The sequence below is a fragment of the Bacillus sp. EKM202B genome (genome assembly GCF_011066025.1).
GTDB lineage: Bacteria > Bacillota > Bacilli > Bacillales > Bacillaceae_G > Bacillus_A > Bacillus_A toyonensis.
In genome coordinates this window covers 54,023-78,509 of sequence record NZ_JAAMNK010000023.1, presented here as the reverse complement: position 1 = coordinate 78,509, position 24,487 = coordinate 54,023, and the positions used below count along the sequence as shown (strand labels likewise).

The 24,487-nt window shown below is 33.5% G+C and carries 28 protein-coding genes and 1 pseudogene; 22 read left to right on the top strand and 7 right to left on the bottom strand.

The window, feature by feature from the left end:
* Positions 1-186: 186 nt before the first annotated feature.
* Positions 187-1,389, bottom strand: coding sequence for an ankyrin repeat domain-containing protein (locus tag G9F74_RS22505; protein WP_000795995.1), 1,203 nt, complete (start codon positions 1,387-1,389; stop codon positions 187-189).
* Positions 1,390-1,746: 357 nt separating this feature from the next.
* On the opposite strand from G9F74_RS22505, the gene G9F74_RS22500 reads away from it, so the two are divergent.
* Complete coding sequence (locus G9F74_RS22500; protein WP_000418467.1) at positions 1,747-2,547, top strand: hypothetical protein; 801 nt, start codon at positions 1,747-1,749, stop codon at positions 2,545-2,547.
* 261 nt (positions 2,548-2,808) lie between these two features.
* On the opposite strand, the gene G9F74_RS22495 is transcribed toward G9F74_RS22500, so the two are convergent.
* Positions 2,809-3,132 carry a winged helix-turn-helix transcriptional regulator gene (locus G9F74_RS22495; protein ID WP_001072967.1) on the bottom strand — a complete coding sequence of 108 codons (324 nt, stop codon included), beginning with the start codon at positions 3,130-3,132 and terminating at the stop codon, positions 2,809-2,811.
* A gap of 124 nt (positions 3,133-3,256) precedes the next feature.
* Between G9F74_RS22495 and G9F74_RS22490 the strand changes: the two genes are divergently transcribed.
* The 3 genes from G9F74_RS22490 (at position 3,257) to G9F74_RS22480 (ending at position 6,516) form a co-directional block, all read left to right on the top strand.
* Entirely contained in the window at positions 3,257-3,790 is a 534-nt protein-coding gene (locus tag G9F74_RS22490; protein WP_000855237.1) for an NAD(P)H-dependent oxidoreductase, read from the top strand.
* Positions 3,791-4,046: 256 nt separating this feature from the next.
* Complete coding sequence (locus tag G9F74_RS22485) at positions 4,047-5,549, top strand: class I adenylate-forming enzyme family protein (RefSeq protein WP_001259977.1); 1,503 nt, start codon at positions 4,047-4,049, stop codon at positions 5,547-5,549.
* A gap of 190 nt (positions 5,550-5,739) precedes the next feature.
* Positions 5,740-6,516 (top strand): GNAT family N-acetyltransferase, encoded by a 777-nt coding sequence (locus tag G9F74_RS22480; RefSeq protein WP_016108836.1) that lies wholly within the window; start codon positions 5,740-5,742, stop codon positions 6,514-6,516.
* Between the two features lie 31 nt (positions 6,517-6,547).
* Here G9F74_RS22480 and G9F74_RS22475 read toward each other — a convergent pair whose 3' ends face one another.
* Entirely contained in the window at positions 6,548-6,757 is a 210-nt protein-coding gene (locus G9F74_RS22475) for a hypothetical protein (RefSeq protein ID WP_000801649.1), read from the bottom strand.
* A gap of 84 nt (positions 6,758-6,841) precedes the next feature.
* On the opposite strand from G9F74_RS22475, the gene G9F74_RS22470 reads away from it, so the two are divergent.
* From G9F74_RS22470 to G9F74_RS22450, 5 genes are all read left to right on the top strand, one after another.
* Positions 6,842-7,591: a Nif3-like dinuclear metal center hexameric protein gene (locus G9F74_RS22470; RefSeq protein ID WP_001027988.1), complete on the top strand. Its 750-nt coding sequence runs from the start codon at positions 6,842-6,844 to the stop codon at positions 7,589-7,591.
* 164 nt (positions 7,592-7,755) lie between these two features.
* Entirely contained in the window at positions 7,756-8,604 is an 849-nt protein-coding gene (locus tag G9F74_RS22465) for a phosphotransferase (protein WP_000355231.1), read from the top strand.
* A gap of 27 nt (positions 8,605-8,631) precedes the next feature.
* Positions 8,632-9,189 (top strand): DUF7010 family protein, encoded by a 558-nt coding sequence (locus tag G9F74_RS22460; RefSeq protein ID WP_001017279.1) that lies wholly within the window; start codon positions 8,632-8,634, stop codon positions 9,187-9,189.
* Positions 9,190-9,214: 25 nt separating this feature from the next.
* Complete coding sequence (locus G9F74_RS22455) at positions 9,215-10,042, top strand: MBL fold metallo-hydrolase (protein WP_002048673.1); 828 nt, start codon at positions 9,215-9,217, stop codon at positions 10,040-10,042.
* A gap of 16 nt (positions 10,043-10,058) precedes the next feature.
* Positions 10,059-10,625, top strand: coding sequence for an SGNH/GDSL hydrolase family protein (locus G9F74_RS22450; RefSeq protein WP_000855189.1), 567 nt, complete (start codon positions 10,059-10,061; stop codon positions 10,623-10,625).
* A 44-nt stretch (positions 10,626-10,669) separates the two neighbouring features.
* On the opposite strand, the gene G9F74_RS22445 is transcribed toward G9F74_RS22450, so the two are convergent.
* Complete coding sequence (locus G9F74_RS22445) at positions 10,670-11,086, bottom strand: SRPBCC family protein (protein ID WP_000951541.1); 417 nt, start codon at positions 11,084-11,086, stop codon at positions 10,670-10,672.
* 79 nt (positions 11,087-11,165) lie between these two features.
* Positions 11,166-12,176, bottom strand: a complete 1,011-nt coding sequence (locus G9F74_RS22440; protein WP_016108835.1) for an aldo/keto reductase — start codon at positions 12,174-12,176, stop codon at positions 11,166-11,168.
* Positions 12,177-12,789: 613 nt separating this feature from the next.
* On the opposite strand from G9F74_RS22440, the gene G9F74_RS22435 reads away from it, so the two are divergent.
* Both G9F74_RS22435 and G9F74_RS22430 read left to right on the top strand, forming a co-directional pair.
* Positions 12,790-13,851 (top strand): oxidoreductase, encoded by a 1,062-nt coding sequence (locus G9F74_RS22435; protein ID WP_016108834.1) that lies wholly within the window; start codon positions 12,790-12,792, stop codon positions 13,849-13,851.
* 32 nt (positions 13,852-13,883) lie between these two features.
* The gene (locus G9F74_RS22430) at positions 13,884-14,621 is read left to right on the top strand and encodes a GntR family transcriptional regulator (protein ID WP_000146294.1); all 738 of its coding nucleotides are present in this window, start codon (positions 13,884-13,886) and stop codon (positions 14,619-14,621) included.
* A 227-nt stretch (positions 14,622-14,848) separates the two neighbouring features.
* Here G9F74_RS22430 and G9F74_RS22425 read toward each other — a convergent pair whose 3' ends face one another.
* Positions 14,849-15,193: a winged helix-turn-helix transcriptional regulator gene (locus G9F74_RS22425; RefSeq protein WP_000860824.1), complete on the bottom strand. Its 345-nt coding sequence runs from the start codon at positions 15,191-15,193 to the stop codon at positions 14,849-14,851.
* Positions 15,194-15,720: 527 nt separating this feature from the next.
* Between G9F74_RS22425 and spxA the strand changes: the two genes are divergently transcribed.
* The 8 genes from spxA to G9F74_RS22385 all read left to right on the top strand — a co-directional run bounded on the left by spxA (position 15,721) and on the right by G9F74_RS22385 (position 20,970).
* A complete protein-coding gene (gene spxA / locus G9F74_RS22420; protein WP_000236192.1) occupies positions 15,721-16,116 on the top strand; it encodes a transcriptional regulator SpxA in 396 nt (131 codons plus the stop codon).
* A gap of 46 nt (positions 16,117-16,162) precedes the next feature.
* A complete protein-coding gene (locus G9F74_RS22415) occupies positions 16,163-16,297 on the top strand; it encodes a BA3454 family stress response protein (protein ID WP_000573525.1) in 135 nt (44 codons plus the stop codon).
* Between the two features lie 111 nt (positions 16,298-16,408).
* A complete protein-coding gene (locus G9F74_RS22410) occupies positions 16,409-16,543 on the top strand; it encodes a BA3454 family stress response protein (protein WP_000573526.1) in 135 nt (44 codons plus the stop codon).
* A gap of 218 nt (positions 16,544-16,761) precedes the next feature.
* Positions 16,762-17,175, top strand: coding sequence for an Rrf2-family transcriptional regulator SaiR (saiR, locus tag G9F74_RS22405; RefSeq protein WP_001083461.1), 414 nt, complete (start codon positions 16,762-16,764; stop codon positions 17,173-17,175).
* Between the two features lie 162 nt (positions 17,176-17,337).
* Positions 17,338-17,670: an IDEAL domain-containing protein gene (locus tag G9F74_RS22400; RefSeq protein ID WP_000987479.1), complete on the top strand. Its 333-nt coding sequence runs from the start codon at positions 17,338-17,340 to the stop codon at positions 17,668-17,670.
* Positions 17,671-17,966: 296 nt separating this feature from the next.
* Positions 17,967-18,449 carry a DUF2975 domain-containing protein gene (locus G9F74_RS22395; protein ID WP_000815889.1) on the top strand — a complete coding sequence of 161 codons (483 nt, stop codon included), beginning with the start codon at positions 17,967-17,969 and terminating at the stop codon, positions 18,447-18,449.
* A 10-nt stretch (positions 18,450-18,459) separates the two neighbouring features.
* Positions 18,460-18,678, top strand: coding sequence for a helix-turn-helix domain-containing protein (locus tag G9F74_RS22390; RefSeq protein WP_000974630.1), 219 nt, complete (start codon positions 18,460-18,462; stop codon positions 18,676-18,678).
* A 972-nt stretch (positions 18,679-19,650) separates the two neighbouring features.
* Entirely contained in the window at positions 19,651-20,970 is a 1,320-nt protein-coding gene (locus G9F74_RS22385) for an aromatic amino acid transport family protein (RefSeq protein ID WP_001014167.1), read from the top strand.
* Positions 20,971-21,134: 164 nt separating this feature from the next.
* On the opposite strand, the pseudogene G9F74_RS22380 reads toward G9F74_RS22385, so the two are convergent.
* A pseudogene (locus tag G9F74_RS22380) lies at positions 21,135-21,263 on the bottom strand (VOC family protein); the annotation flags it as partial.
* 487 nt (positions 21,264-21,750) lie between these two features.
* On the opposite strand from G9F74_RS22380, the gene G9F74_RS22375 reads away from it, so the two are divergent.
* The 3 genes from G9F74_RS22375 to G9F74_RS22365 all read left to right on the top strand — a co-directional run bounded on the left by G9F74_RS22375 (position 21,751) and on the right by G9F74_RS22365 (position 24,286).
* Complete coding sequence (locus G9F74_RS22375; protein WP_000402901.1) at positions 21,751-22,122, top strand: DUF1304 domain-containing protein; 372 nt, start codon at positions 21,751-21,753, stop codon at positions 22,120-22,122.
* 499 nt (positions 22,123-22,621) lie between these two features.
* Positions 22,622-23,137 (top strand): heme-degrading domain-containing protein, encoded by a 516-nt coding sequence (locus G9F74_RS22370; protein ID WP_002039094.1) that lies wholly within the window; start codon positions 22,622-22,624, stop codon positions 23,135-23,137.
* A gap of 549 nt (positions 23,138-23,686) precedes the next feature.
* Positions 23,687-24,286 (top strand): nitroreductase family protein, encoded by a 600-nt coding sequence (locus G9F74_RS22365; protein ID WP_000158953.1) that lies wholly within the window; start codon positions 23,687-23,689, stop codon positions 24,284-24,286.
* Positions 24,287-24,487 lie beyond the last annotated feature (201 nt).

Here is a 24,487-nt window from a genome sequence, read left to right as displayed (position 1 = left end):
CTCCATTAAAATCATAACTGATACTTACGATTTAGAGAGGTGTTTTTTATCGTCTCATTCTCAGGGTTCACTCCATACAGAGAGAATAGCGTTTTTTACTTTTAAGGAGTATCTTTTTAATTAGCTTGATAGTGATATGGTATTATCTCTAAAATACAAAAATATTGATTTTACTTTCATTCTTTCTCATAATTTTGAGCTCAAAAGTTCGACTATCTCATCGTATCCAAGGCGTTCGGCTGTTTCGATGGGGGTTTCTTTTAATTTTTCATTCTTTGGCATACTGTATAATGTTGCTTTCTCATGCAAGTTCGGTTGATGTTGTAGTAACACTCGAACTACTTCAATAAAGCCTTGTTCACATGCACTATGTAACGGTGTGATTTTTCCTTGTCCTGTACTATGGATATTAGCTCCATTTTCTAACAACAGCGCTGCCATCTCTGGTTTATTGCGGCCGCAAGCAAGGCTTAATGCACCCCTTTTGTATTCTTCTAGTAATTCCATATCAATACCGTTGTCTATTAAAACCTTTGCTGCTTCAAGATTGTTATCCTCCACTGCGTAGTGGAGAGCTGAACGTTTCCTGTTTGTCACCGCATTTATATTTGTAATACGCTCTAAAATATATTGAACAATTTCTTGATTACCAGAACTACTAATTAAATGAAGAGGAGTGACTTTTCCGACCATGATATCATTTGCATTTTCACCTTTAGAAATTAAATATTTAATAATTTCTACGTTACCTTTTCCGCATGCTAGGGCAAAAGGTGTTTCTCCATGATATTTAATTTTCAAATCTGCTCCTGCTTCTACTAGTAATGTAACAATCTCAATATTGCCATTTAGACAAGCAATGTGAAGTGGCGTTTTTCTATCAGGTCCTTTTTTATTTAATGTAGATAATTTAATGTTTACTAACTTTTCTTTAACTGTTTCTATGTCATTTCTCATACACGCGTAGTTTAACGTTTTCTTAAAACTTTCGGCTTTAATAGCGCTTTGTAGTTGTGATTTACCAAAATCAGAGGTTGGTTCAATATGATAATGGCTGTATGCAAGTAAAAGTAGTGCAGAACTGCACTCTAAAGTAGGATTTAAATCGTCATAATAATCAACTTCATATAAACCATTTGTTTTGACAGTTAAAACAAATGCAGTCCAGTTCGATTCCCCGGTATGACGTACTCTTTGAATATTGTCCATAATTTCATTAGATGGAAGTCCTTCTGAGCCATGTTCAAATACTTTCATAGATTCATAATGAAAGTAACTATACGTCGTGACGACCCCATTGTAAAATGCAAATAACATCGATTTCTCAGCTGCATTGGGTATATGCTTTAACACGATTTCGACAAGTGTTGCTATATATTGATTCTTCAATGATTTCACCTCTATTAATATTTGAACTGGTAACGTTATAATTATTTGGAATCTCTAACATACTAATAATCTTAAGCAGCACTTTACGTAATTTTTAAAGAATATTTGATTTTTACATATATTATAACATTTCATCTTAGTTTGTTGGTAAAAGGCTTTCATGTTCATTAAGTTATCTGTTCTTTATGTACAAAGTTTATGAAAACTCAATTGACAGCAATAAAATTTATTAAGTTGATAATTATGAAGAGTAACAAATGACATGGGCAGTGGAACCCATATTTTTGGATAGAGGGCATTCTGTATTTTTGATATATTAATAGTCAGGGAACACAAATAAGGGGTGGAAATATAGAAATGGAATTATTTGATTACTATAAGAGAAAAGGGAAGTTTAAACTGTTAATTGGAACGGGTATTTTTATTCTTGCGTTATGCGCTGTATATGACGATTGGGGACATGTTAATTGGGGGCAGATTATCTTTTTTGTTATCGCTTCTTCTATCTTTTTTGGAATTGGATTTTGGCAGTTAAGAAAAGGGAAGCTGATACAAAAAAATACTATAAAAAGTAATGCAACATTTTGGGATGTTGATACTTTTGTCGTATTAGAATTACCTAAACGAAACAAGCAATTTGGTTTATATCATCCTGATGGTGGATATATTGCAGGAACAAAGATAGTTTCATCTAATATTCTTTTTTCAGTGATACCTTTTTTACATAATAAAGATGTTTATGGATTAGAAACAAGTAGCGGGGAAATTATAGCATATTTTCATACTGAAGTGGACGGATATGATTGGGTAACTTATGATTCGAATTATAACCAGATTGGTATGTTTAAAGAAAAAATGATACAAGGATTTACTATGATACGTGGTACTTTGATGACTGATAAAGCTACAAAATTGTCAGATGTAGAAGTTGAGTTTGATTTTATTCAAAGCACTCTCCGTACAATAGAAGGACGTACATTAGCAATCGGTAAACAAGGATATATGCCTATAGAATGGAGTGAAAGGTTTATGGGTTTAAATGTACCTACTATTACATTAGGTTCTAATGCGTCTAATAATGAAAAAATTCTTGGTTTAGGGGTGCTCCTTTATAGCTTACGTACAATTGAGATTAGAAAAAATAGAGCGAGCGTTTAATAAGGGAAATGTAGTAAGTATATACGAAACTTTATAAAATTTCATTTTCCTAATTAAATCTTCTTGGATTGATAGATGGTGGGTACGTCCCATGTCCATTAACTTAAGAAAACAAGTTATCCCAAAAAAACGATAAAAATACAAAATTACCATTTTTGGGGGAATTTTCAACCTTAGGTTAATCACATGTTACGGTACCCTATTATGAAATTTTAGAAAAATTCTTGACATAGAAGATTGAACAAAATTGATAGTGTTCTTTTAGTCATTTAATCTTTTCATCTGATGATCTTTTCCCCATTCAAATAGTTCATTCATAATATGCATTAAAGATTTTCCGTGTTCACTTATCGTGTACTCAACCTTTGGTGGTACTTCTTGATATACGGTACGATGGATAATCCCATCAGCTTCAAGTTGCCGAAGTTGCTGTGTAAGAACTTTTTGTGTAAGGTTTGGAATTTCTCGTTTAATTTCATTTGTTCGCATTTTTCCATCCATCAAAACACATAAAATATAAACTTTCCACTTTCCGCCAATTACATCGAGTGTCGTTGCAATTGGGCAGTCATCATTTTGATTCATATAACACCTCCAAAGGTACCTCAAGGTTCCTATAGTACCTGAAAGTACGTACTTTTCAATTATATGTGACTCATTCATACTAATACTAAAGCGTTTGAATTATTTATAAGGGGGAAGAAAATATATGAAAACACTTGTAATTGTAGCACATCCTGATATTGAAAAGTCTCGAATTAATAAAAGATGGGTAGAAGAACTTGAGAAATATTCGGATGAAATTACGGTGCATGAATTATATAAAGTGGCACCAAATTGGGAGTTTAATATTGAAGAAGAACAAAAGCTGTTAGTAGAGCACGACCGATATATATTCCAATTTCCACTTTACTGGTATAGCTCACCACCATTATTAAAAAAATGGTTCGATGATGTATTAACATATGGATTTGCTTACGGATCTAAAGGGGATAAAGTGAAGGGAAAAGAGTTTGGTGTAGCTATTTCTATAGGTGGATTAGAAATAGACTATGAAAATAGCGGGATCACAATGGCTGAGTTGACGAAACCATTTCACGCTACAAGCTTATACACGGGAATGGAGTTTATACCTTCGTTTTATTTATATGGTGCAGAATATAAGCTAAGTGATGAAGAGATTAATAATAGTGCGCCTGAGTATGTGCAATATGTGATGAATAAGAAGTATTCTAATATATAAGGAGAAATAGCCATTTACTTGATAAGTAGATGGCTATTTTTAAATCCCGCTATTTGTAGACAGCAGGACTCCTACCTCAAAAATCAGCGAATACGAGGGAGTTAGGTGAGATTTGGGCTGCCTGTAAAAGCCCGATTGGTGAGGGCTGATTAAAGTTTCACTTTATTCGTTTTAAATTCACTAAGTGTAATCTTTAGTAAATTAATAGTTAATCTGGTAAAATAAAAACCCTAACATATATAAAGGGGAGTTTTATTTGAGAACGATGCGACAATTATTACAAAAGAGAGCAATGCAATCACCAAATTTGGAAGCGCTTGTAGGCGGAGAAAAAAGATATTCATTTCAGCAGTATAATGAACGAGTAAATCAGTTTGCGCATTATTTGTTACATAACGGTGTGCAAAGAGGGGATCGTATAGGAATCTTATGCAAAAATAATCACCCGTTTCCAAGCGTTATGATGGCAAGCTTAAAAATTGGAGCGATATTTATCCCGCTAAATCATCAGCTTACTGTTTATGAATTGGAAATGATTGTAAAAGAAGCAAAATTAAAAGTGCTAGTTATTGATGAAGAGTTTAGTGAAGTTTTATTAAAGGTTGATGCTGTTAAAGAAATTCCTTATGTAATTGAAACGACAAAAGAAGGCTTTGGTTCATTTGAATTAAAATTACAAGAACAGCCAATTACAGAGCCGACCGTAGACGTTCATGAAGATGATGATGCAATTTACTTATTTACTTCAGGAACGACTGGACAGGCAAAAGCATGTGTAATTGGTCATAAAAACTTACATCACTATTTTACTGAGATTGCGGGGCAAAGAGAAATTCCAGCAGGTGAACGCTTTTTATCCGTGCATCCATTGTTTCATATGAGTGGCGTGCTTTCTATTTTAAATTGCATTTATCATGGTGTTACGATGATTTTCTTAGCTGATTCGAATCCTACTCTTATTTGGGATAAGATTGAAGAAGAGAAAATTACTACTATGCTTGCATTCCCGGCTGTTTATAGCTACATGCTTGATGAACTAAATAAAAAAGAACGTAATATTTCAACCTTTAAAGTAGCACAAAGCGGTGGAACAAAAGTGCCAGAAACGCTCATTCAAAAATATTTGGAAATAGGAATCTATATGGTGCAAGGCTATGGTAGTACAGAAGGTTGGGTTGTAACTTCATGGCATCCAATGATGGGAAATGAAAAGATGTCTTCTGTAGGGAAAACACTAAAACATGTAGAGTTAAAAATTGTTCACCCAGAAACAGGACATGAACTAACAACAAATGAAGTTGGAGAGATTCACGTAAGAAGCCCGTACATGTTTAAAGGATATTGGAATAATGAAATGGCGACGAAAAAGGTAGTAAAAGATAATTGGTTTAACATGGGTGATGCTGGCATGATAGATGATGATGGATTCCTACATATTATGGGAAGATATAAAGATGTTATCGTACGCGGTGGTGACAACGTATATCCAGATCAAGTAGAAGATGTTATTCATGAAATCAATGGTGTTTTAGAAGTTGCAGTAGTTGGAGTTCCCAATGATTTTTGGGGAGAGGTTCCAACAGCGTATATTGTAAAAGACATTCAAACATCTTTAACAGAAGAAGAGATTATGCAGCATTGTAAAGAAAAATTGGCAAGCTATAAAATACCAGAAGTTGTATTTATGGAAGACTTACCGAAAAATGCTTTAGGGAAAGTGTTGAAGAGGGAATTAAGGGATGCTTTTTTTGCAAAATAAAAAGGGTATTAAATAATGAGAAATCCAGTTATGCAGTATGTATAACTGGATTTTTGTTTATAAAAAACATAATAATTTACTAAATTTTGTATTTTGTGTAAGATAATAAAGAATATTCAATCAATAACCGAGAGTGAGATATAAATGAAACTTCAGGTGAATGTATTGAACCAGGGGTAGGGGAAACGAAGTGGTGAAGAACGATCTTACAGTTATCAAAAATTTATTTGGCTCTTCTAAAAAAATATTAAATGGCTTACCAAATGCAGTCACAATTGAAGAAATAGAAGAGGATGTATTTTATGATGTACAAACTTATACAGAGAAGATATGTAGATTTGAAGAGGTTTGTTTTAACTGGGAGTTAAAAAGAGCGAGTATTGTATTAAACAAAAGGTTTAATGGTTATAACTCAAGTACGAGAGTGTTACTTGATGCAGGTTTTTCTTTGCACGCAGCAAAAATAGAAGTGTGTAGAGGGTTAAACAATGTAGAGGCGCTTGAAAAACAATATACATATTGTTCAATAGAAGAAACCTTATCAGAAAAAGAATTTAAATACATTTGGAAGCAATGTATGTTGAATTCAGGAAATCAAACTTCAATTTTAACTATCGATGAGCATTTTTATTCAGTGCAAACAGAGTTAGGTAAGGACAGGGAAAAGTCATGTATTGTTTTTTATGATAAAAATGAGCCAATTGGTATGTCCATACCGCATATAGAATCTGGAACAGAAAGTGAAGGACGATTATTTTATTTTGGGGTAATGCCTTATTGTCGCGGGAAAGGAATTGCTTCCCAACTGCATCTTCAATCTCTACATATGTTAAAGGAAATGGGTGCTACCTATTATATTGGGAGCACACATACGTCGAATGAAAAGATGCAGAGGATATTTTGGAGAAATAATTGTTTGTTTAAAACGGAGATAGAGCTTTATTATAAAATTTTTAATGAGGGTTAGAAAAAGCCCGGCATATAACCGGGACTTCTCCTTATCTATTCAACACTTCAATATATGAAGCATTTCCCGTTGTTCTTAAAGCGGAGCGAAAATTATTATTTTCTAAAGTCTCAGCAACTTGTTTTAATTGCTGCGCATCATCGTGGTGAATAAGTAAACTGTCTGCGCCGCTTTCTTCTATATGAATGTGTTCGACATTTCCAATCGCATCATGTACAGCTTTTAAAAATTCAGGTTTCATATTGTCCTCCTATATGTATGTAACGTTGTTATTTAGTATTTCCTTATTTATGAAATATAAAAGTAAATGAAAGGAGAAATGAAAATGAATATAACGCAGTTTAACGAACATATAAAATCGCTATTTGGAGAGCATCTTCATAAATACGGCGATGATGAATATGGTTATACTCATATAAGTAAAGAGGAGTTTCACAAAATCGGTTACACAACAAATTTGACACTAGAGACGATTGAGGAAGCGTATAAAAATGGAGTCGATATGATAGTTACACATCATGCTCCTTGGAATTTTTTGTTTGGCATGGAAGAGGCTTGTATTGAGAAATTAAAACAATATGAAATGAATCATTTTTGGATTCATTTGCCGTTAGATTTTATTGAATTTGGTACGTGTACGTCATTATTTAATGAAATGGGGATAGATACAATTCTAGAATACTCTACGTATGAGGAAGAGGAATTACCTGGAATAGGAGAATTTGAAGAAGCGATTGCATTTTCAAACTTGGTTGAAAAACTTGAAGAAAGAATGGAAGAGAAAGTGAAGAGCTGGAGGAATCACGATAAACCAATAAAACGGATTGCGATTTTAACTGGTGCAGGTAACAATACAAATTTGATTGAGCGAGCATTAGAAAAAGGTTGTGATACGTATATAACAGGAGAAAAAACATTATATACAGTGCAACATGCAAAATTTAAAGGTATCAACTTAATAGTAGGTAGCCACACATTTACAGAAGTGTTTGGTGTAGAAAGTTTGGCTCGTAAATTACAAGAGAGAGATCGTGCAATAGAAATTACTAGATTAAATGAAGATCATTTGGAATAAAGAAATCGCATCGCAATATCATAAATGGAATGAATTATATGATGAAGTAATGAAAGTGTAATTTGTTATATTAAGATGGGTGGGAGGAATCCCCTTATGTCTGTCAAATAATAGTAAAGTTACCTTTTGAATTAAGGGAATATTCAGAGTGTAAGGGTGAGGGAATGGACATTTCAATAATCGCTGCACAACTAGTTAAAGAGAAGGTTATTTTACATTATCCAAAAAACATGAAAGGTTTGAACGGGGGAACGACAAGTACAATATATTTGTTGGATGAACAATACGTTGTAAAACTGAATGAATCGGATGTAATACGTGAAGAAGCTTATTTTCTTCAGTTTTATAAAAAGAATGATGCGTTTCCAAAGCTTTTATATAAGGATCCGTTAAGTCGATATATTGTTTATTCATTTCTTGAGGGGACTACTTCGTGCAAATCTGGCCATAAACGAAGTATACTGTGCAAACTTGTAAAGGACGTTATCAATAAGTATGAAAAAGTTCCAAAGGTGAGTGGCTGGGGATGGAAGGACAGTACGGTTCAATCTTGGAATGAATTTTTAACAGTAACTGTGATGGAAGCTCACGAAAATGTAAAGTCGTACATAAGTGATGAAGAATGTAGACTTGTTTTTAAGTTAGCAAATAGTCCGAATAGAGGGGCTGGAATAGATGAGCCATTTTTATTACATGGCGATTTCGGATTCCATAATTTTATAGTTCAAGAGAATAGGTTACATGGAGTAATTGATCCTTTACCAGTATTAGGAGATCCTATATACGATTTAATTTACGCGTTTTGTTCAACTCCGGAAGATTTAACGAAAGAAGCAATTGATTATGTGATGAAACAAAGTGTATTTCATAGAGAAGACCGTAATTTATATGAAGAAATGGTCATAGGTTTATATTTGCGGATAGATACGTGTTTAAGACACCACCCGAAAGATTTAGAAGATTATTTAGCAGCTTGGCGTTATTGGATGGGCGAGGTTGAGACTACTTTATAGCACAAATATTTTTGGGGAGATGGTGAGATGAATATTGCAGAAGCGAAAAAGGATTTAGCAATCAAAACGAAGAGAGGATTACCGATTATATTAGCTGGTGTTTTATTTTGGATGGTTATGAGTATAACGGGCTTTGTTCTTTCTGAAAAACAAGTGGTGTGGGTATATTTAATCGGTATGGGATGTGTGTTTCCTTTCGGCTTAATGATAGCTGCTATATTGAAAATTGATATGTTTGCGAAAGGAAATCCGTTAGGGATTTTGGCAGGATTAATTGGTGGGATAAATGTATTGAATATTCCGCTTGTATTACTTGCCTATTTTCAATTTCCAGAATGGTTACCTTTTGTAGTAGCAATGTTAATAGGTGTTCATTTTATCCCGTACGTATGGATTTATGAAAGCAAAAGTTATGGTCTATTGTCAGTAGGGACTGTATTCGTGACGTCAGTTTGCGGGATTCTGTTTGCAGAAAAAGGATTTACGGTGATTCCATTGTCGGTTACAGCTGTTTATTTACTTACTTATATAAGTTTATTAATTGAAAATAAAAAAGCAGATCAGTATCAACAAAAATCAGCTTAATAAAAATATAGGGATAGGGGGAATTATGATGAAAAATTTCGTTTGTACAACGTGTGGTGTGCAGTATGCAGCGAGTGTAGAGGAACCGGTGAGTTGTCATATTTGTGATGAAGAAAGGCAATATGTGAATCCGAAAGGGCAGTCTTGGACGACTTTAGAAAACTTGCAAATAAGTGATACATATAAAAATGAAATAATCGAAGAAGAAAACGGGCTTTATAGTATTACGACCAAACCAGGGTTTGCGATCGGTCAAACAGCATTTGTAGTGAAAATAGAATCATATCGATTACTATGGGACTGCATTACTTATTTAGATGAAATGACAATTGCGAAAATAAAAGAGCTTGGCGGATTAGATGCAATTGCATTGTCTCATCCTCATTATTATTCAACGCAAGTAGAATGGGCAGAGACATTTGATGTACCAATTTATATACACGAAGATGATAAAGAGTGGGTGATGCGCCCGAGTAGTCGTATTATTTATTGGTCTGGTGAGTCTTTACAATTAGCTGATGGATTGGTCATTCATCGTCTAGGAGGTCATTTTAAAGGTGGATCTGTCTTACATTGGGAAGAAGGTAATGATGGAAAAGGAATTTTGTTAACAGGTGATATTATTCAAGTTGTAGCGGATGAGCGATGGGTAAGTTTTATGTACAGCTATCCAAACTTAATTCCATTACCAGCGAGAAAAGTGGAAGAAATGGTGAATCGAGTGAAGCCGTTACAGTTTAATCGTTTATACAACGCTTTTCATCGCGTAGTAAAAGAGAATGCAAATGAGGCAGTGGAACGTTCTGCTGAAAGATATATTAGGGCGGTAGAAGGAAAGTTATTTCATACGTAAAAGGAGAGCAAGTCTAATGAAAACGTTAGTATGCTTCGGTGATAGTATTACAGCTGATGATGTATTTTTTGATGGTACACCTAGATTAACACCAAGGTTACAAAGGATATTCTCAAATTGGGAAGTGGTGAATGCAGGTGTTCCAGGTGATAATACATTCGATGCGTTAAATAGGATTGAAGAAGATGTATTATCACATAAACCAGATTTTGTAACAGTTTTTCTTGGCACGAATGATGCAGTTTCTTTTTCACAAGGGTCATTACAAACATACAAAGAAAATTTAGAGAAGATTGTGAACCATATTTCGTCAGGTAAAGTACTGCTTATTAGTCCTGCACCAGTTGATGAAGAAAGACAGCATAATAGAACAAATAAAGTGCTCGGTCAGTATGCAGACGTGGTAGAGGAAGTGGCGAAAGAAACAGGAAGCTATTTTCTAAATTTGTATGCTGAAATGATTCAAGAACGGAATTATAAAACATTTGTAGAAAATGATGAAAGAGATGGGCTACACTTTGGACCAGAAGGGTATGAGTATGTAGCGAAGTTGATTGGTGAAAAGTTAAAAGGGATTTTATAAAAAAGCAAAGCGATATCGCTTTGCTTTTCATTGTTTTTAGTAGCTCAATCTAGAAATGCTTGCTGCAATGCTTTCAGTCCATCGCTGTAGATGCTATGAAACAGATTTATTGCCTCTTCATCACTAACCTCTACAGGGGTGAAAGTGCCAGACCACTCTACTAACGATGTGTTACTTTCAGTACCTTCTTTCACCTGGATTGTAGATAGATAATTAGTGACTGGGAATGGTGCATTCATGATTGAATACGTGTAGTAGCGTTCTTTCTCATTGAATACTTCTAAGCGTTCTATAATCGTATCACCATCTGGATTAGCTAGGTGACGTACACGACCGCCTTCAGTTAATTTACTGCTAGGTATATAAGGTAACCAGTCTGGAAGGGAGTTGAAACCTCCGATTAATTGCCATACTTGTTCAAGGGAACCGAAAATTGTCATAGATGTAGTAGTATGTGCCATATTTATTATGCTCCTTTTTAACTCGCTATTTGCGGGGAAATAATCAGTGGGGGATGCTCCCACTGATTAAAGTTTCACTTTATTTTACGTTGATTGGTAGTGGTGCATTAGGTGCTACTAGTTTTTGTTCGCGCATTTCTTCCCAGAATGCTGCGGGAATTACTGTGTTTAATGCATTTTGGTCTTCTACAATTCGTTCCGGTTTACTTGCACCAGGAACAACGGCAGCAACCGCTGGGTTAGCCAATGAAAACTGTAAAGCAGCAGCTTTAATGCTGATTTCATGACGATTTGCAAGAACTTTGATTTTCTCAACTTTTGCAATAATTTCTGGTGATGCTTTTTGATATTCGAAGTGAGCACCTCCAGCAAGAATACCTGAGCTGTATGGGCCACCAACAACAATATCCATATTATGCTTAACAGCTGCAGGCATTACTCGTTGCAAGGCACGCCCGTGGTCTAATAGTGAATAACGACCAGCTAACAAGGAGATATTTGGCTTCGCTTCTTCCAAATCAAGCATAAGTTCAATTGATTCTACTTTGTTTACTCCAAGTCCCCAACCTTTAATGACTCCTTCTTCACGTAAACGTGTTAGCGCACGGAATGCCCCTGTACGAGCCGTTTCAAATTGTGAAATCCACTCGTCGCCATAAAAGTCTTGTGCTAAATCATGAATGAAAACAAAGTCTAGACGATCTGTTTTTAAACGTTTCAAACTTTGCTCGATAGAACGAAGTGTTGCATCTGCGCTATAATCATTGATCATTTTATTTTTGCGACCAAATTCGAAAAGTCCGCCTTTTTCACCTAAATCACGTGCAGATGGATCTTCTAGCTCATCCGAAATAGTTCGACCCACTTTCGTGCTTAAAAAGTAATCATCACGATTTCTTTTTGATAGTGCTTCACCAAGACGGATTTCCGCTAATCCAGATCCATAAAGTGGAGCTGTATCAAAGTAACGAACGCCATTCTCCCAAGCAGCATCCGCTGTAGCGATTGCTTCTTCTTCTGGGATATTACGGTACATATTCCCTAGTGGAGCTGTACCAAAACCGATTTTTTCTTTTAGTAATTTACTCATTATAGATATCCTCCTAAAATGTATTTAAAAATTAATTAATCATTGTGAATGGATGTGAAAATTAAAACATGCCATTTCATCGTCCGGCAAAATGCATGATAAAAGTATTGAAACAGTTAAAAAAGTAAGTACTTTAAAGTACGATGGATACCTAAAAGATAACATAGGTAATATTTACTACTGAATTACTTATGCAACTCTTACAAATGCTATTATGAAATGTATTTTACATAATGAAAAGTACGTACTTTAAAGTGCTATAGATACTTAAAAGTAATATTAAAATATTTTAGCTTATTTGTTTTATAAAATTATTAAAGGGGTTTTTACATGAAGACACACACTATTCCTGTGGAGGAAACTTTAGAAATTATTCGTGGAAAGTAGTTATTCTTTGTCATTTAAAGAAAGACAAATAGAGAACGTGCGAATTAAAAAAATTAATGTTTGGTATTACACAAAAATAGTAAAAAGTCAGGATGAAAATCGAAATGATTTTTATCCTGATTTTTTATTTAATATATAATTTCAAAAATAAAACTATATACTTTTTATCATAAAAATATATAATAAATATAGAAACGAAAATTTATGAGCAAGGAAGTTGAAGAACATGATATTAACAATGGGCTTTATCGGATTTGGGAAATCAGCTAACCGTTATCACTTACCTTATGTAAATACACGTGAAAATATAAAAGTAAAAACAATTTTTGCAAGGCAAATTAATGAAGAATTAGCGGCTCCATATGAGGTAAAAGGAGTTTATTTTACTACTGATTTGGACGAATTGTTGAATGACAAAGAAATTCAAGTAGTGACGATCTGTACGCCAGCACATACGCACTACGAATTGGCAAAAAAAGTTATACTTGCTGGGAAATCAGTTATCGTTGAAAAACCATTTTGCGATACAGTTGAACATGCGAAAGAATTATTAGCTTTAGGACGAGAGAAAGGTGTAGTAGTTATGCCTTATCAAAACCGTCGTTTTGATGGTGATTTCTTAGCTGTGAAGCAAGTTGTGGAACAAGGATTCCTCGGTGATATTGTTGAGGTCGAATCACATATTGATTATTTCCGTCCTGGTTCAATCACTCATGAAGCTCCAAAAGAAGAAGGTTCATTTTACAGTTTAGGTATTCATACGATGGACCGTATGATTTCACTATTCGGCCGTCCGGATACGGTGACATACGATATTCGTAATAATGAAGTGGAAGGTGCGGTTGATAATTATTTCGATGTTGGTCTACATTACGGCAATCAGCTGAAAATTAAATTGAAAACAAACCATGTTGTAGCGAAAGATTATCCACGCTTTATCGTTCATGGAACAAATGGTTCATTTATTAAATACGGTGAAGATCAGCAGGAAAATGATCTGAAAGCGGGTATTATGCCTGAGAGTGCAGGATTTGGTGAAGATTCGCCGATGTACTATGGAATTGCTAAATATCGTAACGCAAACGGTGATTGGATTGAAAAACAAATTAAAACGCCGCTTGGTGATTACGGTCGTTTCTATGATGCAGCGTATGAAACAATCGTAAATGGTGCACCAAAACTTGTGAAAGACGAAGAAGCAGTAACGAATATTGAAATCTTGGAAAACGGATTTGCTGCTCCATCACCTTCTGTTTACAAACTTGAGGCTTTACATTTGAATGAATAGAAGAGGGAATACAGTATAAAGGAGGTATGGAAATGGCAAGTGGATCAACACAAGTAAAATACCTCGGCATTTACCAAAAAATTAAACAGCAAATTTTAGACAGCGAATATAAAATTAACGAAAAAATCCCGAGTAGCCCCGTCCTTGCTGAAGAATTTAGCGTTTCAGCACTTACTATTAAAAAAGCGCTGGATTTGTTAGTCAGAGATGGCTACATCATCCGCAGGCGTGGAAGTGGAACCGTGGTTCAAGATTGGCGTCAACAGGAAAAGGCACGAATGATTCAAACTTTAACAGGTACGAAAGCTGTTTACGGCAGTGAGGTAGAAAGTAAAATTATCGAGTTTACGATTGTCGGTGCCGATGAAATTGTTGCTGAAAAATTGGGAGTTTTAATCGGTGATTTCGTCTATAAAATCATCCGCCTTCGAATCATCCACGGCATTCCGACGATTATGGAGCATACGTGGATGCCGATTTCGGTCATCCCAGGTGTTGAAGCTTCCGTTTTAGAGGAATCGATATACTCACACATTCAAAATAAACTTGGTCTTGAAGTAGGGACATCCGTTGTCAGGGTTAAAGGAGTTCGACCAGATGATCGAGAAAAGCAGTTTATGAACTTAACAAATCAAGATTTCCTAATGAGAGTTGAACAAGTGGCCTACTTAACGGATGGACGCACATTCGAGTACTCTTATGCCGATCATCTACCAGAAACCTTTGAATTTGAAACAGTTATTACCGCAAAAAGTTATAAAGAGACATAAAAAAGGTTGAGGCAAGTAGTGTCTCAACCTTTTTTTATGTCTTCGATAGAATTTACACAAATAGAGGAATAGGTATCCCGCTATTTGAGGGCAGTGAGACTCCCACCTCAAAATTCAGCGAAAGCAAAGAGGTTAGGTGGGAGTCTCACTGCCCATAAAAGCCCGATTGGTGAAGGCTAATAATCAGTGGGGGGTGAACACCCCCCACTGATTAAAGTTTCACTTTATTATTCATCAGCTGTAATAAGCATGGATGTGTTCCCGTTTTTTTCAAGATGACCTTCTCCCCAAGCGCAGAGGGAATCGAGTATGGCTCCTAAAGATGAACCGTAATCTGTTAAAGAATACTCTACTTTCGGTGGTACTTGATCATATACTTTTCTTTGGATTACATCGTCTTCTTCCAGTTCACGTAATTGCTGTGTTAACATTTTTTGTGTAATACCAGGCATTAAACGTTTTAATTCACTCGTTCTTTTTGTTCCTTTTTTTAAATGACAAAGGATAACAACTTTCCACTTTCCACCAATAACTTCTAAAGTCGCTTCTACAGGAATATTATATGTTTTCATAAAAAAACTCCTTTGATGAATTTAGATGACAGTTTTGGGCCTACATACGTTTGAATACTAAAATTATTTCTTTTTAGTGCCTATAACACTTTAAAGTGCGTACTATTTATTGTGCTAAATATATTCCATAATAGCACATGTAAGCAAGAAATGAGTATAATATACTTTGAAGTGCATTTGAAATTGGTGAGAATAATAACTATGGGGACATTCACACAAAAGAAAACGATTTGTTACGTTGATAGATTTAATCCAAGACTTAACAGTTGATTAATCTAACTGTAAAGTTTAAAATTACAGTATAGTTTTAAGAAGTAAGTTGTCATCGTCTGTAAAATGTAGATACAGTAATTGTATGAAAGCATCATTTTAAAAGGAAACGGATAGTTGAGATAAATTAAACATTGTCGAATAAATAACATTACGTGAATTTGATTCTAAACTGTAATTTTTTTTAATACATTTCAATAATCCATATTTAAAATAATTGTACGTTTGATAAAGAACATTAAAGGAGTGAATAAAATATGGTGATTTTATATACGACAGCAAGCTGTGGTTCATGCCGAAAAGCAAAAGCATGGCTTGAAGAGAATCAAATTGATTATACCGAAAAAAATATCGTATCAAACTCTCTTACAGTCGATGAACTTAAATCAATTCTTCGTTTAACTGAAGAAGGGGCTACTGAAATTATTTCAACTAGATCCAAAATTTTTCAGGAATTAAATATAAATATCGAGGCGCTATCGCTTAATGAATTTTATAAATTAATAATTGAGTATCCTCAAATGTTGCGCCGCCCAATAATGTTGGATGAAAAAAGATTGCAGATTGGTTTTAACGAGGAAGAAATTCGTAAATTTTTACCACGTAGCGTTCGAACAGTTCTGAACATAGAATTGCAAAAGTTGGCTAATTAATAAGTAATATTTCTTAAAGGGAATTTTTGGGAGGAGGAAGCAAGAGATGATTGAAGTATGCGTTACAGTGAATTATAAAAATAGAAACTATCAAACAAATGTTATTGTGAGCAAAGATACGATCTGGACAAAAATTAAACAATTGGCAGAAGATCAAGTTAAGAAACAGTGGGGTTTTTAAGTTTGATTATTTAAAAAATGAAGTTATAGGTTAGAGATTCTAGCTAAATCCAAAACTTTTCAGGGATTAAATATAAATAAGTGAAATTTTTTTGAAAGGAGGAAGCAAGAGATGATTGAAGTATGCGTTACAGTGAATTATAAAAATAGAAATTATCAAACAAATGTTATTGTGAGCAAAGATACAATCTGGACAAAAATTAAACAGTTGGCAGAAGAACAAGTCAAGAAACAGTGGGATTTTTAAAATTATTTTTAGACTTAAAAAACATAAATGATAATAGGTAGTTCAAAAAGATAAATGTAACTAATAGACATCGGTGAGCTCGTATAGAATATAAATGAATGTATTTCTTCATAGTAAAAATTATTTATAAATCTTAACGTTTGACAAACCTATCTGTAATATTTATAGTTACAGTAAGTTGGAAAGTGATTAGCAATTTATATCGTAGGAGGAAGACCATGAACAGTGACTTTACCTTGGCCATTCACAGTTTAACTTATTTAGCACTACAGCCAGACCGGATGTCAACAAGCAATGCTATTTCAGAAAGTGCAGGTGTTCATCCAGTACGCATTCGCAAAGTGCTAAGTTTGTTAAAAAAACATAAGTTTATACAATCAAAAGAGGGAATTGGTGGAGGTTTTATTTTCGCTCGAGATTTAAGTGAAGTTAATCTCTGGCATATTTATCAAATAACCTCAGAAGGTGCTTTGCAACCTAAATGTCCAGAATCGAATGACCAGTGTATTGTAGGTTCGAATATGCGAAAAGTTCTTTTCACTATTTTCTTAGGTGCTGAAGAACATCTAGGTGAATATTTAAAGAACTATACGATGAAAGAAGTAGTCGATCTAATCAATCAAGAACGATAAAACGGCTTAATTTCTATATGGCCGTGGAGTTCTTAATATCTAAATGTAATGGAAAATATTACAGTTCGAGTTGTTTTGTCTATCTTGTTTGTCGTCTCTAAAAAACGAGGAACGAATCCTAATAAATTAATTCTAAAATCATTTGTAGGAAGGTGAAAAAGTATGATGTCAAATAATCCTGTTTTAAAAGTAGGAGATTGGGTTCGAGGAATATCAGTAGAGGGTGAATTAATACTTGGTTATATTGAATCATTTGATCATGTAGGGGAAGTAGTTAAGGTTAATGTTGTTAAATGTGACAACAGAGATACAATAAGTAGAACAATGTCCTTTTTAAGTAAACACGTAAAAAAACTCCCTGAATCAAAAGCAATAAACAAGGAACAAATCCTTTATCTTATAGATCTTGCATTATTAACAGGGGATGAAGAATGGTTTATCAAGCTTTCTTCAAAATTAAATTCGATAAACGAGCTAGTGAATGGGGGAGTTTAAAAATTATATTAAATATAATTTTTTTTGGAATCTTTAGTTGTGATAAAATCAATTGTTTTGTGTGAAAAAAACCCATTAAATTAGGGAGTTCAGGAGAAATTCAATAACATGATTTATAAAATTAATATTTTAAAGTAAAAGCATTTCTTTGTAATGAGAAATGCTTTTTATTTTTGTTGAAATGAAAAGGATATTATATTAACAATAATAATATAATAAAAAACAACTAATATTTATTGTTAAACAATAAATGGTGTGATAAAATCATTTTGTTATTAAATAAGCGAGGTGCTTTTATGAAACAAGTTACGACACTCTTTTTAAAGCTAGCTATTATTTTTATAGGAATCCTAGTCCTTGTATTGTGCATATTTTTGGTGCCTAAGATTGGGGATTTTGCTGGAGAATTGTATCCAAATATTGCTTATATGAAATCTCTCGTTTTAATCGATATGTACGCGGCAGCGATACCTTTTTACCTTGCTCTGTATCAAGCATTTAAACTTTTAAGCTATATTGATAAGAACGAAGCGTTCTCGGAATTATCGGTAAAGGCTTTAAAGAATATTAAATACAGTGCCATCACGATTAGTACCTTGTACTTGCTAGGTATGCCACTCTACTATCTTATGGCGGCAAGAGTTGACCCTCCAAGTTTTATACCAATTGGATTGGTTATTATTTTCGCCTCTATGGTAATTGCCGTTTTTGCTGCTGTTCTACAAAGACTTTTACAAGAAGCTATTAATATAAAATCAGAAAATGATTTAACGGTCTGAGGTGGAGGATATGGCAATCATTATTAATATTGATGTGATGTTAGCAAAACGAAAAATGAGCGTAACGGAGCTTTCAGAGAGGGTTGGGATTACGATGGCAAATCTTTCTATTTTGAAAAACGGGAAAGCAAAAGCGGTTCGTTTTTCAACATTAGAAGCGATATGTAAGACTTTGAATTGTCAACCAGGTGATATTTTGGAGTATAAAAGAGACGAAGAGAATCAATAAAAATAGACAATGATTATTTTGTAAATAAGCCTTCCATATGGGGGGCTTATTATATTTTTCGGCTTAGCGTAGTTTTTGTAAAATGCTAGCGGGTTTCCTTATTGTCATCAAGTTAAAAAACGTATTGTCCGAAAAATGAGTTCAATTCTTATAGAAAACTTTGGTGGAAAAGAGATATCACTTTCCAATAAATGTATATAAATTCGGTATTAATAATATATATCCCGAAAATTTATTTTTCTATTTTGGAAATATATTCATTAATTATTTATTACAATAGTTTTAGTGTATGAGGTGGAATGCATTAAGTAACTGGTATATCTTAAAATAATGGAAAAAATTACTGCATTATGGCTGAAATTTATTATATATTGAAAATTTTTCCTGGTAAAAAAATCTGAAAATATAAAAATATTAATTTTATAAATATACACGTTATAATGAGGGCGTCGAGAGAAAATTTATTATCTCTGGAGAAAATATAAAAAATGCGATTACTAGTAAGAAAGGTGTGTGATTAGAGGCGGAAATGTATGTAAAGTGCTTCAGTGGCTTGTGTAATCAATACCATAAATGCTGCCGAAGTTATTAAAGTGATGTGTAGAATTGAGAAAGAAATGCCTCATAAATGAAGAGAGGCCGGTTTAGCTGAAATTACTGTTATAAGTAAAAAAAGAGAAACCACTAAAGTAATACACCGTTATTAGAAATGTTGCAACGTATTTATGAAGTCTATTCTATATTGTTCTCTTAAGGGTTCTTTATATAAAGAGCGGATACTACGAGTAAACTTTTTTGTTAACGCTAACAATTATATTAGGACGCTAACTAGCGAATGTTTCAATTTGGATTCATTATGATGAAGGACATGCAATGTGGGGCAACTTGTAAGGAATTCATTTTCCAAAAAAGGAAGATATTCGTTAGCTATAAAGAGAGACGTAAGAATAGGATACAAGGGGGAGTTATTATATGAACGGGAATACTGCAAAGAAAATAGAAGTTCAAGCTGAAAATACCGCACTAAAAAATGAGCAATATGCAGATCCGAAAAAGTGGCATAAGCAGGATACTACATGGGCATTGAGCCTATTTGGAACTGCAATTGGAGCAGGGGTGCTCTTTTTACCGATTAATGCAGGTTCAGGTGGTTTATTATCATTACTACTAATTACATTGCTTGCATATCCAGTTATGTATTACTCACATAGGGCACTTGCTAAAATGATATACGCTTCTAATTCTGCTGATGAGGGGATCACAGGTACAATTAGAGAGTATTTCGGAAATAAAGCGAGTATCATTTTTAACATCGTATATTTCGGTTCAATTTATACAATCGTACTAATGTATTCGGTTGCGCTTACAAATACTGCAAGTAGTTTTATCGTGCATCAATTGCACATGCCAGAACCTCCAAGGGCTATTTTATCACTTGTATTAGTTCTTGGTCTTATCGCTATACTGAATTTTGGTCAAGATATTACTGTAAAGGTAATGAGTATGCTAGTGTATCCTTTCATAGCTTCTCTACTTTTTATCGCAATATCTTTAATTCCACAGTGGAATACGTCAATGCTTAGTTTTTCAGCTGTTTCTACTGCTTCAACAGGTACAGGCTATTTTGGAACGATATTAATGATTCTACCAATCATCGTATTCTCATTTAATCATTCACCTATGATTTCATCATTTGTTGTGAAACAGAGAGCTACGTATGGAATAGAAGCTACTGATGCTAAATGTGCGCAAATACAAAAAGTTTGTTATATCATGACATTCGCTGTAGTTATGTTCTTCGTTTGGAGTAGTACATTAAGCTTGACTCCAGAGGATTTAAAAATGGCAAAAGAGCAAAACTTATCAATCCTTTCATATCTTGCTAATGAGCTTAATTCACCTGTAATCACTATTGCAGCTCCAATCATTGCTTTTGTGGCTATTACAAAATCTTTCCTTGGCCATTATATCGGAGCATTTGAAGTAATGCGTGACATGATTATTAAGTTCGGTAAATCACGTGGAAAAGATATAGAAGAAAAAACAATTAAGACAATCGTCCTTACTTTTGTTGTATTATCATGCTGGTTTGTTGCTTATACAAATCCAAGTATTCTTGGACTTATTGATTCTCTAAGCGGTCCATTAGTTGCTGCTATCTTATGTCTATTACCGATGTATGCAATCAATAAAGTACCAGTACTAGCTAAATACAAAGGGAAAATGAGTAACGTATTTGTTATTATTGTAGGTGTACTTACTGTTTTAGCAAGTATTAAGTCATTATTCTAATTCACGATTGTTAATTTTAGTGTGAAAATAGTGGACACGAAAAACTTTTTGGACAAACTTCTCGCATTGGAGAGTTTGTCCTTTTTTAGTCATTCCATCAACTTGCCGACAAACAGCCATCTTCCAGGCAGAAGATGGCTTGTTTCGGTATTAATTTATTTTAACTATTCACGTCTGAATGGCCCTTTTGGAGCAATTAGCTCTAAATTAGTACCATCTGGATCGGGGAAGTAGGCAACTCCTGTACCAAATCCAGATTTCTAGCCGTCTTCTTGAAAGATAATTGGTTCGTCATATGGTGCTATCCTATGCCCATCAAGCTAACAAAATGGATTGCCTCTGAAACAAAAAATGATTTTTATTACTATAAAAAACGTAAAGTATCTGTTTTTAGAAAAAATTAATTTTTATAAATTGATGGAGATATAACTCAATTCTTTTATATATTTAGTTAAATATGATTGTCAGAATGAACTTAAAGTAATTATGATTTCTAGAAATGCGAACTGATGTTTTGAATTGGTTTAAAGTTGCTGGAACAAAATAAAACCAATTGAACAAAAGAACTTGCAAAAATAAAAAGAGAGATGTATATTAATTGATGTATCAATAATTGATATATCAATTAATATTTTGACAAGAAAGAAAAGGAACATTTTATGAAGGAAATGTTCGTAAATATCAGTGGAGAAGAACGCAAAATACTTATTCATGTTCTATTACAGATGCAAAAAAATGTAGAGAATATTAAAGAATAGAGAGTGTAGGGGGCAGAATAGTGTGGAAATAATCGTAGCTATTTTAGTCGGGATCGTAGCATTAGAACATTTGTTTATCATGATCCTTGAAATGTTTTTTATTGATTCAAAAGTAGCGAAACGTGCTTTCAAATTACGGAAGCATTTAGAAGGAGATCGAAACGTAGCCATTATGTTTGCAAACCAAGGCTTATATAATGGATTTTTAGCGGCTGGTCTCATTTGGGGACTTGTACTTGGGCTCAATCCAATTGGTTATATGGTCCAATTATTTTTCGTGATTTGTGTGGTGATAGCAGCTATTTTCGGAGGTTTCACATCTAATAAATCAATTATTGTGAAACAAGGACTTCCAGCTGTTTTAGCACTAGTTGCTCTTTTATCTATAATATAGAATCAAAGTTTCTCAATAAAAGAACTCATTTTTGAAAAATACGCTATTCTTTCTGTAGAATCATAGGAAAGGATGGCGTTTTTGTATGTCTATTTCTATATGTAGTGAATTATAACTATTCCCTCAAGGGACTCAACTGCTTTTCAACTTTTGGATACATTTTCATCCATCTTTGTTTCCTCCTATTGTTGGATAGTGTAATAATTGATAAAAATTTTGATGACATTGGATTATAACGATTGATCAAAAAAGTTAGTGATTAAAAATATTATTCTTTAGTACATACATTTTTAAGATGTTAAATATATTTCATAATAGTCTCTGTAAGATAGGGATAAGTAGAATAGTACTTTTTATAACTTTGAATATCATTCATAATAGCACCAGTAAGAAGAAAACAAGCTTTACGGTACTACTATTTACCAACGATGTTACAGCAGTTTATTTAGAATCAGATTGATTAAAAGGTTGTACTATATGGCCTAATAATTTCGAAAAAATGCCAGAGTGGCATAAAACGATTATGGAGGTTAAAGATATGAGTACTTCAAATTTGAATGAAATTAGTAAACAAATTTTAAAAGAGGAGGAAACACTTCAATTTTCCTCTTTTACAAATGAAGATGCCTTGCAACTAGGTTTATTTATCGTTGAAACAGCAAAGCGAGAGGGGAAATTGATTGCTGTTGATATAACAAAAAACGGTGTGCAATTATTTCATTTTAAGATGACAGGGACAAATGCGGAAAATACGAAATGGATTGAGCGTAAAAAACGAGTTGTTTCCCTGCATGATCATAGCTCTTATTATATGCAGATACAAAGTGAAATAACTGGAATCTCATATAATGAAAAATATCTTTTAGATACTTCGGAGTATGCTGCGTTTGGTGGGTGCTTTCCTATCAGAGTAAAAAACGTAGGAGTTATTGGAATGATAACAGTTTCAGGATTGCCGCCAGAAGAAGATCACGAATTGGTAATAAGAGCAGTTAAACATCATTTGAATCAATAATAAAAGTAAATTCAATTGTTAAATATAGAGACAAAAACGAACACATTCCTGTTCGTTTTTGTGTTTTTTATTGTTTGTTTGCTGTAAGAGTATGGATGTTAAAACAGTATTAAAGTTTGACATGTAATTTATAAGATGTTAATCATTAAATAAGTGACGGGTATAGTTTTTAATACTATTCATTGGTAATGTTTAGCTGAATTTAAATTAAAACTGTAAAAAGCCAGGTAATGTGTTATTCATGCTACCTGGCTTTTTTGACCAGCAATTTAAGGTTATTTTCATATTTGTGTAAATATGAAACAAGCAGGATACATGAATAGAGAATGGGTAAAATAGTACCGAATGATCACTAGATTGTCTCAACGATGTTATAAAATGTTTTTTTAGTAAACTAAAGTGGTTTAAATGAAGCAGTTTAGTTAGATTCAGAATGACTAGCAATTGGTGTTATGGAGTTCAATGATTCAAAAAAGAACTCATTTTAACCCATATTATCTTCGCAATATATCATTTTGAAGAATATTAAAAATTAGGAGGAAATGAATTATGACAAAAGATTTCTATACCGCACTGAAAGAAAGACGTACTTACTATGGAATTAATAAAGAGGTACAAGTATCAGATGAAAAAATTAAAGAAATCGTGGAGTTTACTGTGAAACATACTCCATCAGCTTTCAATTCTCAAACTGCGCGATTAGTTGTATTATTTGGTGAAGCTCATGATAAATTATGGGATATTACAACTGAAACATTAAGAAAAGTAGTTGGAGATGGAGATTTTTCAGGAACGCAACAAAAAATGGATTCTTTTAAAGCTGGTTATGGAACAGTATTATTCTTTGAAGATGAGGCTATCGTTAAATCGCTTCAAGAAAAATTTGCTGCATATGCTGAAAACTTCCCAATTTGGTCACACCAAGCATCAGGTATGCACCAATTAGTCGTGTGGACAGGTTTAGAAGCAGAGGGATTAGGGGCATCTTTGCAACATTATAATCCATTAATTGATGATGAGGTAAAACAAGAATGGAATGTTCCTGCTAATTGGAAACTAATTGCACAAATGCCATTTGGTAATCCAACAGCTGCACCAGGTGAAAAAGAATTCCAACCGCTTGAAGAGCGTGTGAAATTTCATAAATAATAAACATTATTCATAAGGAATGAGTAAAAAGATTCTAGTTATTAATTCAATCACAAGTGTAACGATATATATTAAAAAAAAACACGAAGACATTTAAGTCTTCGTGTTTTTTTGATTAATTTTTGAAAGTGATAAAGGAGTATAGGCAAAGATATTTTATTATTAAATGTTAAATATTTTTATATGTAAAATTACATATAT

What these genes read in the sequence shown, in the direction of transcription:
- G9F74_RS22500 (WP_000418467.1), top strand. Translation starts at nt 1,747, where the DNA reads ATGGAATTATTTGATTACTATAAGAGAAAAGGGAAGTTTAAACTGTTA.
- G9F74_RS22495 (WP_001072967.1), bottom strand. Translation starts at nt 3,132, where the DNA reads ATGAATCAAAATGATGACTGCCCAATTGCAACGACACTCGATGTAATT.
- G9F74_RS22490 (WP_000855237.1), top strand. Translation starts at nt 3,257, where the DNA reads ATGAAAACACTTGTAATTGTAGCACATCCTGATATTGAAAAGTCTCGA.
- G9F74_RS22475 (WP_000801649.1), bottom strand. Translation starts at nt 6,757, where the DNA reads ATGAAACCTGAATTTTTAAAAGCTGTACATGATGCGATTGGAAATGTC.
- G9F74_RS22470 (WP_001027988.1), top strand. Translation starts at nt 6,842, where the DNA reads ATGAATATAACGCAGTTTAACGAACATATAAAATCGCTATTTGGAGAG.
- G9F74_RS22465 (WP_000355231.1), top strand. Translation starts at nt 7,756, where the DNA reads ATGGACATTTCAATAATCGCTGCACAACTAGTTAAAGAGAAGGTTATT.
- G9F74_RS22460 (WP_001017279.1), top strand. Translation starts at nt 8,632, where the DNA reads ATGAATATTGCAGAAGCGAAAAAGGATTTAGCAATCAAAACGAAGAGA.
- G9F74_RS22455 (WP_002048673.1), top strand. Translation starts at nt 9,215, where the DNA reads ATGATGAAAAATTTCGTTTGTACAACGTGTGGTGTGCAGTATGCAGCG.
- G9F74_RS22450 (WP_000855189.1), top strand. Translation starts at nt 10,059, where the DNA reads ATGAAAACGTTAGTATGCTTCGGTGATAGTATTACAGCTGATGATGTA.
- G9F74_RS22445 (WP_000951541.1), bottom strand. Translation starts at nt 11,086, where the DNA reads ATGGCACATACTACTACATCTATGACAATTTTCGGTTCCCTTGAACAA.
- G9F74_RS22440 (WP_016108835.1), bottom strand. Translation starts at nt 12,176, where the DNA reads ATGAGTAAATTACTAAAAGAAAAAATCGGTTTTGGTACAGCTCCACTA.
- G9F74_RS22435 (WP_016108834.1), top strand. Translation starts at nt 12,790, where the DNA reads ATGATATTAACAATGGGCTTTATCGGATTTGGGAAATCAGCTAACCGT.
- G9F74_RS22430 (WP_000146294.1), top strand. Translation starts at nt 13,884, where the DNA reads ATGGCAAGTGGATCAACACAAGTAAAATACCTCGGCATTTACCAAAAA.
- G9F74_RS22425 (WP_000860824.1), bottom strand. Translation starts at nt 15,193, where the DNA reads ATGAAAACATATAATATTCCTGTAGAAGCGACTTTAGAAGTTATTGGT.
- spxA (WP_000236192.1), top strand. Translation starts at nt 15,721, where the DNA reads ATGGTGATTTTATATACGACAGCAAGCTGTGGTTCATGCCGAAAAGCA.
- G9F74_RS22415 (WP_000573525.1), top strand. Translation starts at nt 16,163, where the DNA reads ATGATTGAAGTATGCGTTACAGTGAATTATAAAAATAGAAACTATCAA.
- G9F74_RS22410 (WP_000573526.1), top strand. Translation starts at nt 16,409, where the DNA reads ATGATTGAAGTATGCGTTACAGTGAATTATAAAAATAGAAATTATCAA.
- saiR (WP_001083461.1), top strand. Translation starts at nt 16,762, where the DNA reads ATGAACAGTGACTTTACCTTGGCCATTCACAGTTTAACTTATTTAGCA.
- G9F74_RS22400 (WP_000987479.1), top strand. Translation starts at nt 17,338, where the DNA reads ATGATGTCAAATAATCCTGTTTTAAAAGTAGGAGATTGGGTTCGAGGA.
- G9F74_RS22395 (WP_000815889.1), top strand. Translation starts at nt 17,967, where the DNA reads ATGAAACAAGTTACGACACTCTTTTTAAAGCTAGCTATTATTTTTATA.
- G9F74_RS22390 (WP_000974630.1), top strand. Translation starts at nt 18,460, where the DNA reads ATGGCAATCATTATTAATATTGATGTGATGTTAGCAAAACGAAAAATG.
- G9F74_RS22385 (WP_001014167.1), top strand. Translation starts at nt 19,651, where the DNA reads ATGAACGGGAATACTGCAAAGAAAATAGAAGTTCAAGCTGAAAATACC.
- G9F74_RS22370 (WP_002039094.1), top strand. Translation starts at nt 22,622, where the DNA reads ATGCCAGAGTGGCATAAAACGATTATGGAGGTTAAAGATATGAGTACT.
- G9F74_RS22365 (WP_000158953.1), top strand. Translation starts at nt 23,687, where the DNA reads ATGACAAAAGATTTCTATACCGCACTGAAAGAAAGACGTACTTACTAT.